Raw genomic sequence first — 15,465 nt, forward strand, 5'->3', positions numbered from 1 at the left:
ACGCGAAGAGGCCGCCCGCTCCATCCGGAGCGGGCGGCCTCTTGTCGTGTCGGCGCGGGGCGGAACCGCGGTTCAGGTATGCCGAAGTGCGGTTCCCAGCCGCGGTCGGTGCACTTCGGGGGACCGGAGTGCGCGCCGCGGCGCGGGAAGGACGGCTCGGGGACTGGAACCGGAACCTCTGGGCTCAGCCCTCAGGGTCCTCGTCGCCGTGGGAGGTCCAGTCGCCCGTGGCGAGGTAGATCATCTTCTTGGCGACGCCGACGGCGTGGTCGGCGAAGCGCTCGTGGTAGCGGCTCGCGAGCGTCGCATCGACGACGGCCGTGACGTCCTCGGAGGTCCGAGCGCCGAGCACCTTGTCGAACACACTGGCGTGCAGCTCGTCGACCTCGTCGTCGGCGTTGCGGATGCTCTCGGCGATCACGAGATCCTCGGTGCGCAGCAGCTCGGTGAGCTGGCGCGCGACGTCGACGTCGAGCTCGCCCATGCGGGCGAACGTCGGCATCAGGTCAGCCGGGATCACCCGCTCCGGATAGCGCAGGCGGGTGAGCTGAGCGATGTGCTCGGCGAGGTCGCCCATGCGCTCGAGCGAGGCGCTCGCGCGCAGCGCCGTGACGACGATGCGCAGGTCGCGGGCCACGGGCTGCTGCATCGCGAGGATCTCTATGGCGAGCTCATCGAGGGAGACGGAGCGCTCATCGATCAGGTCGTCGCCGGCGATGACCTCTTCGGCGAGGGCCACGTCGCTCGTGCTGAACGCCTTCGTGGCCTTCTCGATGGCGACTGTGACCATCTCCGCAATCTCGACGAGGCGGGACTGCACTTCCTCGAGAGACTGGTGGAAAACTTCGCGCATCGTTGTGGGACCTTTCGTCGGCGGGAACCTGCACCTGGTGCGACAGTACCGAGTACGCGCGGAAGGACCCGCGCTATCGGCCATCCCCGATTGTCGTCGTCGAAGGTTAACGAACGGTGACCTGGGTGAGAAATCTGGTGCCCGCCACGCCCGAAAGGTGCACATTCGGTGAACCGGACGGCTTCGCCCCGCATACTCTGGTGGCATGCCCCACTCGCAGCTCCTGCTGCTCGCACTGCTCGTCGGCGTCATCATCGGTGCCGGCATCTGCACGATTCTCTTCGCTGCACTGCGTGCGCGCGAACGTGCGGAGGGGCGCAGCAGCAGCGCTCTGCCGGACGGTGTCACGGCGGTGCTCACCTCCATGGACGATGCGGCTGCCGCCATCGACGCATCCGGTCTGGTCGTCGCGACGTCTCCGTCGGCGCACACGCTGGGTGTCGAGGAACAGACCACGCTCGCCAACGGCGGGCTCCGCGACCTGCTCAAGATCGCGCGCACGGCCGGCAGTGCGACCGAGACCATCCGGCTGCGCCTGGGGCCGCTGCAGGGCCAGGAACGGCTCGTCGCTGCCCGTGTGACGAGGCTGACCGAGCGGTTCTTCCTGCTGATCCTGCGCGACATCTCCGAGCAGGAGCGGCTGGAGGCGATGCGTCAGGACTTCATCGCCAACACCAGTCACGAGCTGAAGACGCCCGTCGGCGCGATCACCCTGCTCAGCGAGGCGATCGATTTCGCCGCGGACGATCCGGATGAGGTGCGCCGGTTCGCGTCCCGGCTCACGGCGGAAGCCGAGCGCCTGGGGCAGCTCACCGGCCGCATCATGCACCTGTCCCGTCTGCAGGCGGCCGACGCCGTCACAGACCTGGGCGACGTCGCGATCGATGAAGTGGTCACCGCGGCGGTCGAGGCGAACACCGTGCCCGCTTCCGGTGCCGGCGTCGAGCTGGTGCGCGGAGGGGAGCGTGGGCTGCACGTGCGCGGCGACGTGCACGTGCTCATCGAGGCCGTGGCGAACCTGATCTCGAATGCGATCTCGTACTCGCCGAAAGGCTCGCGAATCGGGATCGGGGTCAGGCACGACGGCGTGAGCGTCGACATCGCGGTGAGCGACCAGGGCATCGGAATCGCCGAGTCGGATCAGCAGCGGGTGTTCGAGCGCTTCTATCGGGCGGACCAGGCACGATCGAGGCGCACGGGGGGCACCGGTCTCGGGCTGTCGATCGTGAAGCACGCGGTGTATCGGCACGGCGGCGAGGTGAAGCTCTGGTCCCAGCCCGAAAAGGGATCGACGTTCACCATCCGGCTGCCGCTGAGCGACCCGCCGGAGATCGCACAGCCCTCGCACAAGGAAACGAAGAAGGCGACCCGCCGGACGAAGGAGAAGGCATGACGACACGAGTGCTCCTCGTGGAGGACGAACCCGACCTGGCTGACCCCCTGGCGTACCTGCTGCGGCGAGAGGGCTTCGAGGTGGAGATCGCCGACGACGGCGAAGTGGCGCTGGAGGCGTACCGGGAGCGGGGCGCCGACGTGATCCTGCTCGATCTGATGCTGCCAGGTATGCCGGGCACTGAGGTGTGCCGACAGGTGAGGACGACTTCGAGCGTGCCGATCATCATGCTCACGGCGAAAGACAGCGAGATCGACATCGTCGTGGGGTTGGAGCTTGGCGCCGACGACTACGTCACCAAGCCCTATTCGGCGCGCGAACTGCTCGCCCGCATGCGCGCCGTGCTGCGTCGCTCCCAGCAGGAGGAGGACGACATCGACGAGCGGGTGCTCAAGGGCGGCCGCGTCACTCTCGACGTCGACCGCCACACGGTGCAGGTCGACAGCGAGGGCATCAACATGCCGCTGAAGGAGTTCGAGCTGCTCGAGCTGCTGATGCGCAACGCCGGCAGGGTGCTCACTCGCGGTCAGCTCATCGACAGAGTATGGGGCAGCGACTACTTCGGCGACACCAAGACGCTCGACGTGCACATCAAGCGGATACGTTCGCGGATCGAGAAGACGCCGGGTTCCCCGGAGATGCTGGTCACTGTGCGCGGACTCGGCTACCGTTTCGAGGCCTGAGCTCTCGCACCCGTATGCAGAAGGGGTTCCCGCCAGCGGCGGGAACCCCTTCTTGCTGCTTGTGGGCGAGTGTCCGTCAGTGCTCCGCCTCGTCCGCTGCGGTTTCGTCGTCAGACGGCTCGTCCGAAGACGAGATCTCTCCGGGAGCCGGAGCTGCTGGCGGAGTCGGTGCGAGGGTGGACAGGTATGCGAGCTCGGTGTCGAACACCTGCACCTTCTGAGCGACGCCCTCGGTGCCGCCCGACTGGAACACGACTTCCTCGGTTGCTCCGGGAGCGGCCGAGACGTTCTGCAGCAGCAGAGCCGACTCGTCGGCTCCGTAGCTCGCGACCGAGCCGGCCGGGACCTCGATCGCGGCGGAGCCGCCGTCCCAGCTGAGCGTGACCGTCTGGTCGCTGTCGCTGTCGTTGACGAGCGCGGCGACGAAGTTGGCGTCGGTCTCACCGTCGTTCTTCACGAGGAGCGCGTTCAGAATCTGAACCGGTGCGCCATCCGGAACGGCGACGTTCACACCGTCGCTCGGTGAGAAGTCGATGGTGGTGGCCTGCGGGGTGATGGCGCCGCAGCCGACCGTACCGAGAATGACGGCTGCGCCGAGTGCCACGGACGCGAGAGAGCGCGTTTTCACGTATCCTCCAGGTGCTGCGGGTCGGCCGCCGGCCGGCGGACCCTGCCCACCAGTCTAGATGCTCCGGATCGTGCCTCCGCACGCCGTTCGGATCGGCCAACTCTGCACCTGCGAAGCAGCAGGAGCGCGATGCTCGCGATGGCCGGGAAAGCGCCTGCGCCGAGGGCGCCCTTTGCGACCTCACCGCGGGTGACGGCGAGGTCGCGTGCGCTTTCCTGTCCACGCATCGGCTCCTCATCCGGCCGCGATCTCCGTGCGCGTGAATGGAAGCGGCAGAGCCTAGTACATCTTCGGCTGTGATACCCTGGAGAACGCCGAAAGGATGAAAATCTATGCTTTTTGAGGTTGGCGAGACCGTTGTCTACCCGCACCATGGTGCAGCAACTATCACCGAGGTGAAGACCCGCAAGATCAAGGGCGAGGAGAAGACCTACCTCAAGCTGAACGTCACACAGGGCGACCTGGTGATCGAGGTTCCGGCCGACAACGTCGACCTCGTCGGCGTGCGCGATGTGATCGGCAAGGAGGGCCTCGACAAGGTCTTCGACGTGCTGCGTGCTCCGTTCACCGAGGAGCCGACCAACTGGTCGCGTCGCTACAAGGCCAACCTCGAGAAGCTCGCCTCGGGCGACGTCATCAAGGTCAGCGAGGTTGTGCGCGACCTCTGGCGCCGCGATCAGGATCGCGGCCTCTCGGCCGGCGAGAAGCGCATGCTCGCCAAGGCCCGTCAGATCCTCACGAGCGAGCTCGCTCTCGCTGAGAAGGTCGACGAGGAGAAGGCCGGCGAGATCCTCGACAAGGTCCTCGCCTCCGAATAACTCACGCTGCAGTCGAAGCCGCCGGTCCGCCACGGGCCGGCGGTTTCGTGTGTGCGGCGCGGTAGGTTGAGGGCGTGACTGAGCTCTCCTCTCCACGCGTGGCCGTGATCGTCGTCGCCGCAGGTTCCGGCACCCGGCTGGGGGCGCACGTTCCCAAGGCATTCGTCGGTCTCGACGAGCACACCATGCTGCGGCACGCGCTCGACGGCGTCTTCGCGGTTCCCGAACCGTGCCAGGTGATCGTCGTCGCTCCGGCCGATCGCACGGGCGAGGCGCTCACGGAGGCAGAGCAGGCGGCGGGCGGCGCCGTCGAGCTCGTCACGGTCATCGCAGGCGGAGCGACGAGGCACGCGTCCGTGCAGTCCGGTCTGAAGCGCGTGCTCCCCGCCGTCGAGATCGTGCTCGTGCACGACGCGGCGCGCGCTCTCACGCCTCCGGAGGTCTTCACTCGCGTGATCGAGAAGATCCGCGAGACCGGATGGGGCGCCATGCCGATTCTGCCCGTGATCGACACGATCAAACGCGTCGACGGTGAGCGGGTCTCCGGTGCGGTCGATCGCTCGCAGCTCGGCGCTGCTCAGACGCCGCAGGGCTTCCGGCGCGACATCCTCGAAGCCTCGTACGCCGCGGTCAGCCAGGAGCACACGGACGACGCCGCCGTCGTGATGGAAGCGGGGCATCCGGTCGTCGCAGTCGAAGGGCACGCCCACTCCTTCAAGATCACGACCCCTGCCGACCTCGAACGGGCCCGCACCCTCGTCTTGTCCGGTGACGCAGGCGGCGTCGCTGGTGACCCCGTCCCCCGTCGCACCGCGACATTCGGAGTCGTCCCGGCCCCACGCATCGGGATCGGCACCGACGTGCACGCGTATGGCGGAGACGGCGACCTATGGCTGGCCGGGTTGGAATGGCCGGGAGAGCGCGCGCTGTCCGGCCACTCCGACGGCGACGTCGTCGCCCACGCCATCGTCGACGCTCTGCTGTCGGCGGCGGGCCTTGGCGACATCGGCGCGCATTTCGGCGTCGACCGCCCCGAGTTCGCCGGCGCGCACGGCGAGGCGTTCCTCACCGAGACGCTTCGGATCATTCGGGCCGAGGGCTTCGATATCGGAAACGTGGCGGTGCAGTTCCAAGCGTCCAAACCGAAGTTCGCCCCACGCCGCGCGGAAGCCGAGCGTGCACTGTCCGCCGCGCTCGACGGCGCCTCGGTCTCGGTCAGCGCCACCACCGCCGACGGGCTGGGCTTCACCGCCGCCGACGGCGTGCAGGCCTTCGCCACCGCGCTCCTCATCCGCCGCTGAACGCCTGCGCAAGGCATGAGCGCCCTTCGCCACCGGCGTGCTCGACTCTGACGGGACTCTTCGCCGGCGAACGCACAGCCGAACACGCGCACTGCCACCGGCGTCGCGACAAGAAACACGCTGGGATCACGCCGTAGGCTGGGAGGGTGACTCTTCGGCTCTACGACACCCGCGCGCAGGCGCTGCGCGACTTCGTGCCCCTCGACCCGGAGAACGTCACGATCTACGTCTGCGGGCCGACGGTGCAGTCGGGCCCTCATATCGGGCACGTGCGCGCCGCGCTGGCGTTCGACCTGCTGCGACGCTGGCTCGCGCACCGATATCCGCGGGTGACGTTCGTGCGCAACGTCACCGACATCGACGACAAGGTGCTCGCCAACGCCACGGCCGACGAACCGTGGTGGGCGCTGGCTTACCGGATGGAGCGCGAGTTCACCGCCGCGTACGAGGCGATCGGCATTCTGCCGCCGACCTATGAGCCGCGCGCCACGGCATCCGTCGCCCAGATGCAGGAGCTGATCGCCGAGCTGATCGAGCGAGGTCATGCCTATGCTGCGGCCGGCGACGTGTACTTCGATGTGCGATCGTGGCCGCAGTACGGCGCGCTGACCCGCCAGTCGCTCGACGCGATGGAGGACGCCGCTGACGCCGACCCGCGCGGAAAACGCGACCCGCACGACTTTGCGCTCTGGAAGGGCGCGAAGCCGGGTGAGCCTGCCAGTGCGACTTGGCAGTCGCCTTGGGGCGACGGCCGGCCCGGCTGGCATATCGAGTGCTCCGCCATGTCGCGCCGCTACCTCGGCGAGGAGTTCGACATCCACGGCGGCGGGCTCGACCTGCGCTTCCCGCACCACGAGAACGAGCTTGCGCAGTCGGCGGCGGCGGGGCACGGCTTCGCCGGATACTGGGTGCACAACGGCCTTGTCACCGTGGAGGGACAGAAGATGTCGAAGTCGCTCGGCAACTTCACGCTCGCGTCCGACCTGCTCGACGAGCGGCCAGCCGATGTCGTGCGATACGCGCTCGCCGCGGCGCACTACCGTTCGAACCTCGACGTCTCGGAGAAGGCGCTCGACGAGGCCGCGGCGGCTTTGGAGCGAATCCGAGGCTTCCAAGACCGTGCGCTCCGTGCGCTGGGCCCCGCGTCATCCGGGCCGCTGCCGACCGATTTCGAGGCGGCGCTCGATGACGATCTCGGCATCCCGCAGGGCATCGCCGTGCTGCACGAGCAGGTGAGGGCGGGGAACACGGCCCTCGACGCGGGCGACGATCACACGGCGCGAGGCGCTCTCTCAGCTGTCACCGGGATGATGGAAGTTCTGGGATTTCCCGGCACGGATGCCGTGGCCGCGTCATCCGGAGCCGCCGACCAGGCGCTCGGCACACTCGTCGAGCACCTTCTCGCACAGCGCGCGCAGGCGCGCGCCGACAAGGATTGGGCCACCGCCGACCGCATCCGCGACACGTTCGCGGCGGCGGGGATCGCCCTCGAAGACACCGCAGACGGAACACATTGGAGTATCGATGGCTAAGCCAGGGCGCCCCGGCGCGAGCAGTGGCAAGAAGGGGCCGACGAAGGGATCGGGCGGCAAGCACCGCCGTTCCCTCGAGGGCCGCGGGCCGACGCCGAAGGCCGAGGACCGGCCCTACCATGTTGCGCACAAGCGCAAGCAGGCCGCGGAGCGCGGAGCGCGTAAGCCGGGTGGTGGTAAGCCGGCGCCCGCGCGCGGACGTTCGCGCGACGGCTCGGACATCGAGCACGTCACCGGGCGCAACTCCGTGCTCGAGGCGCTGCGGGCGAAGATCCCCGCGACGGCGATGTACGTGGCCCAGCGCATCGAGATGGACGACCGCGTCAAGGAGATGCTGGCGATCGCGCATAAGCGCGAGCTGTCGGTGCTCGAGGTGACGCGTCCGGAACTCGACCGGATGGCCGGATACGACGGTGTGCACCAGGGTGTGGCGCTGAAGGTTCCGCCTTACGAGTACGCGCACCCACAGGAGCTGCTCGAGGAGACGTTCGATCAGGGCGAGACGCCGCTGCTGCTCGCCCTCGACGGGGTGACCGACCCGCGCAACCTGGGCGCGATCATCCGATCGACGGCGGCATTCGGCGGGCACGGCGTGATCGTGCCGCAGCGCCGCTCCGCCGGCGTGAACTCGGCCGCGTGGAAGACGAGCGCCGGTGCACTGGCACGCGTGCCAGTGGCGCTCGCAGGCAACCTCACCACGATGCTGAAGGACTTCAAGAAGCAGGGCGTGTTCGTGCTCGGCCTCGACGGCGACGGAGACGTGTCGCTGCCGTCGCTCGAACTCGCGGACCGGCCGATCGTGGTCGTCATCGGCAGCGAGGGCAAGGGATTGAGCCGTCTGGTCGCCGAGAACTGCGATCAGATCGTGTCCATCCCGATCTCGGCGGCGACCGAGTCCCTCAACGCCGGCATCGCGGCATCCGTGGCCCTCTACCAGGTGGCCACGCTGCGCGCCGCAGCGGAAGCAGAGTAACCCCGCTGCCCGCGCACGCCCGCCGCGAACCGGGCTCGCGAGATGCGCACTTTTTCGACATATGGGCGTCAAAACCTGCGCATCTCGACGAAAAGTGCGCATCTCGGCGGCTTCGCGCCAGCGGGGTTAGACGAGGTCGCGCCAGTTGCGGGGCGGGGCGGTGTCGATTCCGGATGTCAGAGTCTCGGTGGGCGGGCCCATGATGGTGGCCTCGTCGCGCCGGTGGCGCAGCACCGTGTCGATGTAGCTCGACAGCGTCTCGGCCAGCGATACCGACGCATCGTGCATCTGCGACAGGTGCCAGCGGTGCTCCAGCACCTCGTGGAACACCTCGGCGGGCTCGAGCTTCGCGCGCAGCTCGAACGGAATGGCACGTACGACGGGTTCGAACACCGTGGTCAGCCACTCGTGCGCGATGACGCTGTCGTCCTCGTCGCCCGTGCGACCCGTTTTGGCGCGGTATTCGTCGAGGTCGTTCAGCAGCCGCCGCGCCTGGTTCTCCTCGACGTCGAGCCCCGTCAGCCGCAGCAGTCGCCGCTGATGGTGCCCCGCGTCGACGACCTTCGGCCTGATCGACACGCGGGTGCCATCGGGAGTCGTCTTCATCGACATCTCGCCGATGTCGAAGCCGAGACCGTTGAGCCGGCGCACGCGTTCGGTGATGCGCCATGACTCGCTCAGTTCGAACTCCTCCTGCTCCGTCAGCTCTGACCACAGCGAACGGTACGCATTGACGAGACCGTTTGCGATGCCGACGGCATCGACATCCGGATCGATGCGTCCGCTCGCCGCCAGGTCGAAGATCTCGCCCGCGATGTTCGTATGCGCCAGATCGACGTCGTACTCCCGCTGCCCGGCGGTGAGGCCGCCGTCGCCGTCCACGTTCACCTCGTGCAGCCCGCCCGTCTCGGCGTCGACGAGGTACGCGGCGAATGCACCCGCGTCGCGCCGGAACAGCGTGTTCGACAGCGACACATCGCCCCAGGAGAAGCCGACGTTGTGCAGCCGCACGAGCAGCAGCGCGAGCGCGTCGAGCGCACGGTTCAGGGTGTCGGGTCGCAATGCCTGCGTGAACAGCGCTCGGTACGGCATCGAATACGGCAGGTGAGCGGTGACGAGAGCGGAGGGGAGCGAGGCGCCGTTCGCGTCCTGCCGCCCGGCGATCACGGCGACGCGGTCGACGGAGGGCATGTCGAGCCGGCGGAGGGAGCCGAGCAGCTCGTACTCGCGTGCAGCCATCTCCTCGTTGGTCTCCTTGACGGCGACGACCTGCCCCGACAGCTCGCTGAATCGCACGACGTGCCGTGAGATGCCCTTCGGCAGCTTGACGATGTGCTCGTTCGGCCACTGCTCGAGCGGCAGCTGCCACGGCAGGCTGAGCAGCTGGGGGTCCGGCCCGCTGGCCGTGATGCGAAGGGGCAAGAGGATCTCCCGGATGAGGTTGTGGCGGTGTGGGGGAACGGTGCCGGATGCTGTCGGTGCCTGACCGTTCACGGACGCCGGATGGCGGGCCGGAGACGACAGCGGCGCGAGCCGACCAGGAGGTCGACCCGCGCCGCTGTGCGCATGTGCGAAGCGTCACACCGTGGTGACGATGGCCTCCTGAGTGAGGCGCTCGCCGGTCTCGCCGTCGAACACGTGCACGTGGTCGGACACGGGGGTCAGCGTGACCGTCTCGCCGGCCTTCGGGTGCGAGCGGCCGTCGACGCGCGTCACGATCTCCTGATCGGTTCCCACGATCGTGCCGTAGAGGAACCCGTCGGCGCCGAGCTCCTCGACGAGGTTGACCTCCACCTCGAGGCCCGGCGTGCCGTCTGCGGCGACAGCGAGGTCCTCGGGGCGGATGCCGGCCGTTACCGACGAACTGGTCGCCGCGTCGAGCGTCACGCGCGAGAGCGGGACGCTCGCGGTGCCGAACTTGACGCCGCCGTCGGCGATCTCGGTGGTGAACAGGTTCATCGCGGGGGAGCCGATGAAGCCGGCGACGAACACGTTCGAGGGGCGCTCGTACAGCTCACGCGGCGAGCCGACCTGCTGCAGCAGGCCGTCCTTCAGCACGGCGATCCGGTCACCCATCGTGAGCGCCTCGGTCTGGTCGTGCGTGACGTAGACGGTCGTGACGCCGAGACGACGCTGCAGCGATGCGATCTGGGTGCGCGTCTGCACGCGCAGCTTCGCATCGAGGTTCGACAGCGGCTCGTCCATCAGGAACACCTGCGGTTCGCGGACGATCGCGCGACCCATCGCGACGCGCTGACGCTGACCGCCCGAGAGAGCCTTCGGCTTGCGGTCGAGGTAGTCCTCGAGGTCGAGCAGCTTCGCGGCGTCCTGCACGCGCTTTGCACGATCCTCTTTGCTGACGCCGGCGATCTTCAGGGCGAAGCCCATGTTCTCGGCCACCGTCATGTGCGGGTACAGCGCGTAGTTCTGGAACACCATCGCGATGTCGCGATCCTTCGGCGGCACGTCGGTGACGTCGCGATCGCCGATCAGGATGCGCCCGTCGTTGACCTCTTCGAGGCCCGCGAGCATGCGGAGCGACGTCGACTTACCGCAGCCGGACGGTCCGACGAGCACGAGGAACTCGCCGTCGGCGACCTCAAGGTTGAGCTTGTCGACAGCCGGGCGGGTGCCTCCGGGGTAGAGGCGCGTAGCGCTGTCGAAAGTGACCGATGCCATGATCTTCTCCTTCACCGGCAGGTACGTGCCGGACGATCCGTTGTGAATGGAACGGCGGGTACGACCCGCCGCGACCCACCATTGGGTCAGGACCAGTATGCCATGCCGCGGGCATCCGCCCGCTGCACCCGCGCGCTCAAAGAGGCTGAGGCGCGACACCCCTGCGCGTTCACAGCGCGGTACGGGTATTCTCAGTGGGTTGAGTAGGGCCGCACGGGCGGCGAGGGAGGACAATGTCGAGCCACAACGGCGAGCCCCGCGACGAGCAGTCGGGTGCGAACGATCTCGAGACCACGGACGAACAGGCTGCGGCCGCTGGCTCGTCCGTCGACCCCGCTGACGCGCGGATCACGGATGAGGCGGCCGAGTTCGACGAGGACGACGCGGTCGGCGACCTGGCCGAGCCGGGCGCCGCAGCGGGTCGTCGCCACCTCGTGCGGCAGAAGGCGAAGAAGGTCACCACCAAGCAGCGCGTGCGCCGGGTGCTGGTGCGCTCCGGGATCGCCGTCGTCATCATCGCCGCACTCGTGGCTGCGGGGTTCTGGATCAAGCAGAACGTCGTTCCCGAGGTCACCGAGCCCGTTCCCGAGCCGGGGAACATCGCAGACGGCGCCTTCCTGTTCGACGGGCACGACCTCTCGAGCATGCTCGACGATGAGTCGGGCGAGGAGGACGCCGAAGGGGAGGGTTCCGATACGTCGGATCCGGACGACGGCGGTTCCGCAGAGACGGAAGACGAAGAACCGGAGCGGGTCACGGTCGACGTGTACGTCGACTACCTCTCACCGGAATCTGCTCTGTTCCACCAGGCGAACGCTGCTCAGCTGGCGAGTTGGGTCTCCGAAGACGCGATCTCGCTGACCTATCACCCCGTCGCCCTGCTGACGGCGAAGTCGAACGGCACCCGCTACTCCCAGCGTGCGATGGGGGCAGTCGCCTGTGTCGCCAGCGGCGATCCGGAACGCTTCGTGCCGTTCAACGACGCACTCCTCACGGATCAGCCGGCTGTGGATACTCCGGGCCACACGAGCGAGGAGCTCGCGGGCATCGCCGAGTCGGTCGGTGTGGAGAACTCCGACGTGTCCTCGTGCATCGAATCCGACAAGTACGCAGCGTGGGCACGCGATATGACGAGCGAACTCAGCGCAGGCGACCTGCCGGGCCAGGGCGACCAGCAGCTTACGGGCGCGCCGATGGTGCTCGTCAGCGGCATACCGTACACGGGGGCGCTCGACGATCCGGGTGAGCTGTCGCAGTTCGTGCTCACGGTCGAGAGCGACGAGTACTTCCAGAGCCCGACTCCCGAGCCGTCGGAGTAGGGCATGTCCTTTCGCAGTCCGTCCTCGTCATAGGATGGAAGCGCGCCGGCTTAGCTCAGTTGGTAGAGCACCGCTCTTGTAAAGCGGGGGTCGTGGGTTCGAGCCCCTCAGCCGGCACAAGATTTCCACGGCTGTAGGCCGTGGAGATCTTGTCGTTTTCTGTGGAGTCCTCGGGCGCGGCAGGCGATCTGGCGCACTTCGTGCGCAAGATCGTGCCGAGCCCTGCGGGCGGCGGAGCAGGCAGTGCCCCCGCGGGCGGGCCGAGTCAGGGTAGTGCCCTGTGGGTGGCCCCGGTCGAGGCCTGTGGTGCGAGACGAACAGTCAGCGGTCGGGGGCCGACTCACCTCGCCGGCGTCGCTGCGCGGTCTGCGCTGGCACTCAGTCCTCCGGCGTGAAGTTCAGTGCGAGCGAGTTCATGCAGTAGCGGTCGCCGGTCGGCGTGCCGAAGCCGTCAGGGAACACATGGCCGAGGTGGCCGCCGCAGCGGGCGCAGCGCACCTCCGTGCGCACCATGCCGTGCGCGCGGTCCTCGAGCAGCTCGACGGCGTCGGGACGCACCGACTCGTAGAAGCTCGGCCATCCGCAGTGCGCGTCGAACTTGGTGCCGCTGAGGAACAGCTCGTTGCCGCATCCGGCGCAGGTGTACAGCCCGGCTCGCTCCTCGTCCAGCAGCTCACCGCTGAACGGGCGCTCCGTCGCCGCCTCACGCAGCACCGCGTACTGCTCGTCGTCGAGCTCGGCGTGCCATTCGTCATCGGTCTTCGCCACCTCGTAGTCCATGCTTTCACTTTACGTCCGTCCGGGTGTGGCGGCGCCGTTCTCCCGGCTCGCGCGCGTATCTTGGGCGTCATGGCATTGCACGATCAGGACCGCGCGATCCTCGCGTTCGAGGCGCAGTGGCAGCGGCATGTCGGAGCGAAGGAAGAAGCCGTCCGCACTGAGCTCGGTCTGACGCCGGCACGGTACTACCAGCTGCTGGGCCGGCTGATCGATACGGCCGATGCGCTCGAGCATGATCCGCTGCTCGTGAAGCGACTGCGCAGGGTTCGTGACGAGCGCGTGGCGAGACGGGCGGCTCCGCTCGCGAGGCAGACGTCCTGACCGAGTCGCGGGACGTGCGCTGATCACCGAGAGCCGCCGTGAGCATCCGTTTGGCAACATGCCCTAGTACCATTCATGGGGTGCCGACCCAGACATCCTCACGAGACCGCTTCGACGACGCGCCCCGCAACCGAGGGCGGGTCGGTGCGCACAGGGCAGAGAAGCCGGGCGGGCGCGGCATCGTCGTCGTGATGTGGGTCCTGATCGCGATCGTCGTGTTCCTCGCGGCGGGCACCGTCGGCTTCCTCGCCCTGTTCCAGAACAGCTCACTGCTCGGCGCGGCGGACGCGGGTGCGGCGATCGCCGTGGTCGGTGGCGTGCAGCCGCCGGGCATCGTCGGCTGACGCACGCAGGCAGAGCACCGGATGTCGACATCCGGTGCTCTTCTCATCTGTTGCGGCGAACCTGTCGCTGCGGCTTGCACTCGGGGGTGCCGAGTGCCAGAATGCGTATTAGCACTCCCCAGTTCGGAGTGCTAATCCCATACGCCTACGTCCGGGAGGGACGACACACTCATGGCAAAGATGATCGCTTTCGACGAGGAGGCCCGGCGCGGCCTCGAGCGCGGCCTCAACACGCTGGCCGACGCCGTCAAGGTGACGCTCGGCCCCCGCGGCCGCAACGTCGTGCTCGAAAAGAAGTGGGGCGCTCCCACAATCACGAACGACGGCGTTTCGATCGCCAAGGAGATCGAGCTCGAAGAGGCATACGAGAAGATCGGCGCTGAGCTCGTCAAGGAGGTCGCCAAGAAGACCGACGACGTCGCGGGCGACGGCACGACGACGGCGACGGTGCTCGCTCAGGCGCTCGTTCACGAGGGTCTGCGCAACGTCGCAGCCGGCGCCGACCCGATCGGCCTCAAGCGCGGCATCGAGAAGGCCGTCGCGGCCGTCTCCGAGGAGCTGCTGGCCGGCGCCAAGGAGGTCGAGTCGAAGGAGCAGATCGCTGCCACCGCATCGATCTCGGCCGCTGACACGGAGATCGGCGAGCTCATCGCCGAGGCAATCGACAAGGTCGGCAAGGAGGGCGTCGTCACGGTCGAGGAGGCCCAGGCCTTCGGCACCGAGCTCGAGCTCACCGAGGGTATGCGCTTCGACAAGGGCTACCTGAACCCGTACTTCGTCACGGACCCTGACCGCCAGGAGGCCGTGTTCGAGGAGCCCTACATCCTCATCGCGAACCAGAAGATCTCGAACATCAAGGATCTTCTGCCGGTCGTCGACAAGGTGATCCAGTCGGGCAAGGAGCTCGTCATCATCGCTGAGGACGTCGAGGGCGAGGCTCTCGCCACGCTCGTGCTGAACAAGATCCGCGGCATCTTCAAGTCGGTCTCCGTCAAGGCGCCCGGCTTCGGCGACCGTCGCAAGGCTCAGCTGCAGGACATCGCGATCCTCACCGGCGGCCAGGTCATCACCGAAGAGGTCGGCCTCAAGCTCGAGAACACCGAGCTCGAGCTGCTCGGTCGTGCGCGCAAGGTCATCGTCACGAAGGACGAGACGACGATCGTCGAGGGTGCGGGCGAGGCCGACCAGATCGACGGCCGCGTGACCCAGATCCGTCGTGAGATCGAGTCGACGGACAGCGACTACGACCGCGAGAAGCTGCAGGAGCGCCTGGCGAAGCTCGCCGGCGGTGTTGCGGTCATCAAGGCCGGCGCCGCGACCGAGGTCGAGCTCAAGGAGCGCAAGCACCGCATCGAGGACGCCGTTCGCAACGCGAAGGCGGCCGTCGAAGAGGGCATCGTTCCCGGCGGCGGCGTTGCGCTGCTCCAGGCCGCTGCCGTTGCGTTCGACAAGCTCGCGCTCACGGGCGACGAGGCGACCGGTGCGAACATCGTCCGTGTCGGCATCGGCGCGCCGCTCAAGCAGATCGCGCTGAACGCCGGTCTCGAGCCGGGTGTCGTCGCTCACAAGGTTGCGGAGCTGGAGGCCGGATACGGTCTCAACGCTGCGACCGGCGAGTACGTCGACATGTTCGCCGCGGGCATCATCGACCCGGCCAAGGTCACGCGTTCGGCGCTGCAGAACGCCGCGTCGATCGCCGGTCTGTTCCTGACGACCGAGGCCGTCGTCGCGGACAAGCCGGAGAAGGCTTCGGCCGCCCCGGCGGGCGACCCGACGGGTGGCATGGACTTCTGATTCAGAAGCCTGAGGCACATGGGGCGGCTCCTTCCTTCGGGGAAGGA

Annotated in this window: 15 protein-coding genes and 1 tRNA gene; 11 read left to right on the forward strand and 5 right to left on the reverse strand. The window is 68.0% G+C overall.

Annotated elements, in window-relative coordinates:
* Positions 1-184 precede the first annotated feature (184 nt).
* On the reverse strand, positions 185-853 hold the full coding sequence (gene phoU, locus DZG09_RS07280; protein WP_119696944.1) for a phosphate signaling complex protein PhoU: 669 nt from the start codon (positions 851-853) through the stop codon (positions 185-187).
* A gap of 205 nt (positions 854-1,058) precedes the next feature.
* Here phoU and DZG09_RS07285 point away from each other — a divergent pair, with 205 nt between their 5' ends.
* Together DZG09_RS07285 and DZG09_RS07290 are read left to right on the forward strand one after the other, a co-directional pair.
* Entirely contained in the window at positions 1,059-2,246 is a 1,188-nt protein-coding gene (locus tag DZG09_RS07285; protein ID WP_119696945.1) for a sensor histidine kinase, read from the forward strand.
* A complete protein-coding gene (locus DZG09_RS07290; RefSeq protein ID WP_119696946.1) occupies positions 2,243-2,929 on the forward strand; it encodes a response regulator transcription factor in 687 nt (228 codons plus the stop codon). The genes DZG09_RS07285 and DZG09_RS07290 overlap by 4 nt, the downstream gene beginning before the upstream one ends.
* Before the next feature lie 76 nt (positions 2,930-3,005).
* Here the strand turns inward: DZG09_RS07290 and DZG09_RS07295 are convergent, their stop codons facing one another.
* Positions 3,006-3,557: a DNA modification methylase gene (locus DZG09_RS07295; protein ID WP_162893205.1), complete on the reverse strand. Its 552-nt coding sequence runs from the start codon at positions 3,555-3,557 to the stop codon at positions 3,006-3,008.
* Between the two features lie 332 nt (positions 3,558-3,889).
* On the opposite strand from DZG09_RS07295, the gene DZG09_RS07300 reads away from it, so the two are divergent.
* The 4 genes from DZG09_RS07300 to rlmB all read left to right on the forward strand — a co-directional run bounded on the left by DZG09_RS07300 (position 3,890) and on the right by rlmB (position 8,181).
* Positions 3,890-4,375 carry a CarD family transcriptional regulator gene (locus DZG09_RS07300; RefSeq protein ID WP_087056038.1) on the forward strand — a complete coding sequence of 162 codons (486 nt, stop codon included), beginning with the start codon at positions 3,890-3,892 and terminating at the stop codon, positions 4,373-4,375.
* A 74-nt stretch (positions 4,376-4,449) separates the two neighbouring features.
* Positions 4,450-5,676 (forward strand): 2-C-methyl-D-erythritol 4-phosphate cytidylyltransferase, encoded by a 1,227-nt coding sequence (gene ispD, locus DZG09_RS07305; protein ID WP_119696948.1) that lies wholly within the window; start codon positions 4,450-4,452, stop codon positions 5,674-5,676.
* 146 nt (positions 5,677-5,822) lie between these two features.
* Positions 5,823-7,208, forward strand: a complete 1,386-nt coding sequence (gene cysS, locus DZG09_RS07310) for a cysteine--tRNA ligase (RefSeq protein WP_119696949.1) — start codon at positions 5,823-5,825, stop codon at positions 7,206-7,208.
* On the forward strand, positions 7,201-8,181 hold the full coding sequence (gene rlmB, locus DZG09_RS07315) for a 23S rRNA (guanosine(2251)-2'-O)-methyltransferase RlmB (RefSeq protein ID WP_119696950.1): 981 nt from the start codon (positions 7,201-7,203) through the stop codon (positions 8,179-8,181). The genes cysS and rlmB overlap by 8 nt, the downstream gene beginning before the upstream one ends.
* Before the next feature lie 126 nt (positions 8,182-8,307).
* Here rlmB and DZG09_RS07320 read toward each other — a convergent pair whose 3' ends face one another.
* On the reverse strand, positions 8,308-9,609 hold the full coding sequence (locus tag DZG09_RS07320; protein ID WP_119697443.1) for a DUF4032 domain-containing protein: 1,302 nt from the start codon (positions 9,607-9,609) through the stop codon (positions 8,308-8,310).
* A 150-nt stretch (positions 9,610-9,759) separates the two neighbouring features.
* On the reverse strand, positions 9,760-10,860 hold the full coding sequence (locus DZG09_RS07325) for an ABC transporter ATP-binding protein (protein ID WP_119697444.1): 1,101 nt from the start codon (positions 10,858-10,860) through the stop codon (positions 9,760-9,762).
* Positions 10,861-11,093: 233 nt separating this feature from the next.
* Between DZG09_RS07325 and DZG09_RS07330 the strand changes: the two genes are divergently transcribed.
* Both DZG09_RS07330 and DZG09_RS07335 read left to right on the forward strand, forming a co-directional pair.
* Positions 11,094-12,179, forward strand: a complete 1,086-nt coding sequence (locus tag DZG09_RS07330) for a DsbA family protein (RefSeq protein ID WP_119696951.1) — start codon at positions 11,094-11,096, stop codon at positions 12,177-12,179.
* Positions 12,180-12,223: 44 nt separating this feature from the next.
* Positions 12,224-12,296, forward strand: a tRNA-Thr gene (locus tag DZG09_RS07335).
* A gap of 261 nt (positions 12,297-12,557) precedes the next feature.
* Here DZG09_RS07335 and msrB read toward each other — a convergent pair.
* Positions 12,558-12,959 (reverse strand): peptide-methionine (R)-S-oxide reductase MsrB, encoded by a 402-nt coding sequence (gene msrB, locus DZG09_RS07340; protein WP_119696952.1) that lies wholly within the window; start codon positions 12,957-12,959, stop codon positions 12,558-12,560.
* Between the two features lie 69 nt (positions 12,960-13,028).
* On the opposite strand from msrB, the gene DZG09_RS07345 reads away from it, so the two are divergent.
* The 3 genes from DZG09_RS07345 to groL all read left to right on the forward strand — a co-directional run bounded on the left by DZG09_RS07345 (position 13,029) and on the right by groL (position 15,418).
* Complete coding sequence (locus DZG09_RS07345; protein ID WP_119696953.1) at positions 13,029-13,280, forward strand: DUF3263 domain-containing protein; 252 nt, start codon at positions 13,029-13,031, stop codon at positions 13,278-13,280.
* A gap of 80 nt (positions 13,281-13,360) precedes the next feature.
* A complete protein-coding gene (locus DZG09_RS07350; RefSeq protein WP_119696954.1) occupies positions 13,361-13,624 on the forward strand; it encodes a hypothetical protein in 264 nt (87 codons plus the stop codon).
* 171 nt (positions 13,625-13,795) lie between these two features.
* Positions 13,796-15,418: a chaperonin GroEL gene (gene groL, locus DZG09_RS07355; protein WP_119696955.1), complete on the forward strand. Its 1,623-nt coding sequence runs from the start codon at positions 13,796-13,798 to the stop codon at positions 15,416-15,418.
* Positions 15,419-15,465 lie beyond the last annotated feature (47 nt).

Source organism: Microbacterium halotolerans (assembly GCF_003569805.1).
GTDB lineage: Bacteria > Actinomycetota > Actinomycetes > Actinomycetales > Microbacteriaceae > Microbacterium > Microbacterium halotolerans.

Coding starts and splice junctions, on each gene's coding strand:
- phoU (WP_119696944.1), bottom strand. CDS start 853: ATGCGCGAAGTTTTCCACCAGTCTCTCGAGGAAGTGCAGTCCCGCCTC.
- DZG09_RS07285 (WP_119696945.1), top strand. CDS start 1,059: ATGCCCCACTCGCAGCTCCTGCTGCTCGCACTGCTCGTCGGCGTCATC.
- DZG09_RS07290 (WP_119696946.1), top strand. CDS start 2,243: ATGACGACACGAGTGCTCCTCGTGGAGGACGAACCCGACCTGGCTGAC.
- DZG09_RS07300 (WP_087056038.1), top strand. CDS start 3,890: ATGCTTTTTGAGGTTGGCGAGACCGTTGTCTACCCGCACCATGGTGCA.
- rlmB (WP_119696950.1), top strand. CDS start 7,201: ATGGCTAAGCCAGGGCGCCCCGGCGCGAGCAGTGGCAAGAAGGGGCCG.
- DZG09_RS07325 (WP_119697444.1), bottom strand. CDS start 10,860: ATGGCATCGGTCACTTTCGACAGCGCTACGCGCCTCTACCCCGGAGGC.
- DZG09_RS07330 (WP_119696951.1), top strand. CDS start 11,094: ATGTCGAGCCACAACGGCGAGCCCCGCGACGAGCAGTCGGGTGCGAAC.
- msrB (WP_119696952.1), bottom strand. CDS start 12,959: ATGGACTACGAGGTGGCGAAGACCGATGACGAATGGCACGCCGAGCTC.
- DZG09_RS07345 (WP_119696953.1), top strand. CDS start 13,029: ATGGCATTGCACGATCAGGACCGCGCGATCCTCGCGTTCGAGGCGCAG.
- groL (WP_119696955.1), top strand. CDS start 13,796: ATGGCAAAGATGATCGCTTTCGACGAGGAGGCCCGGCGCGGCCTCGAG.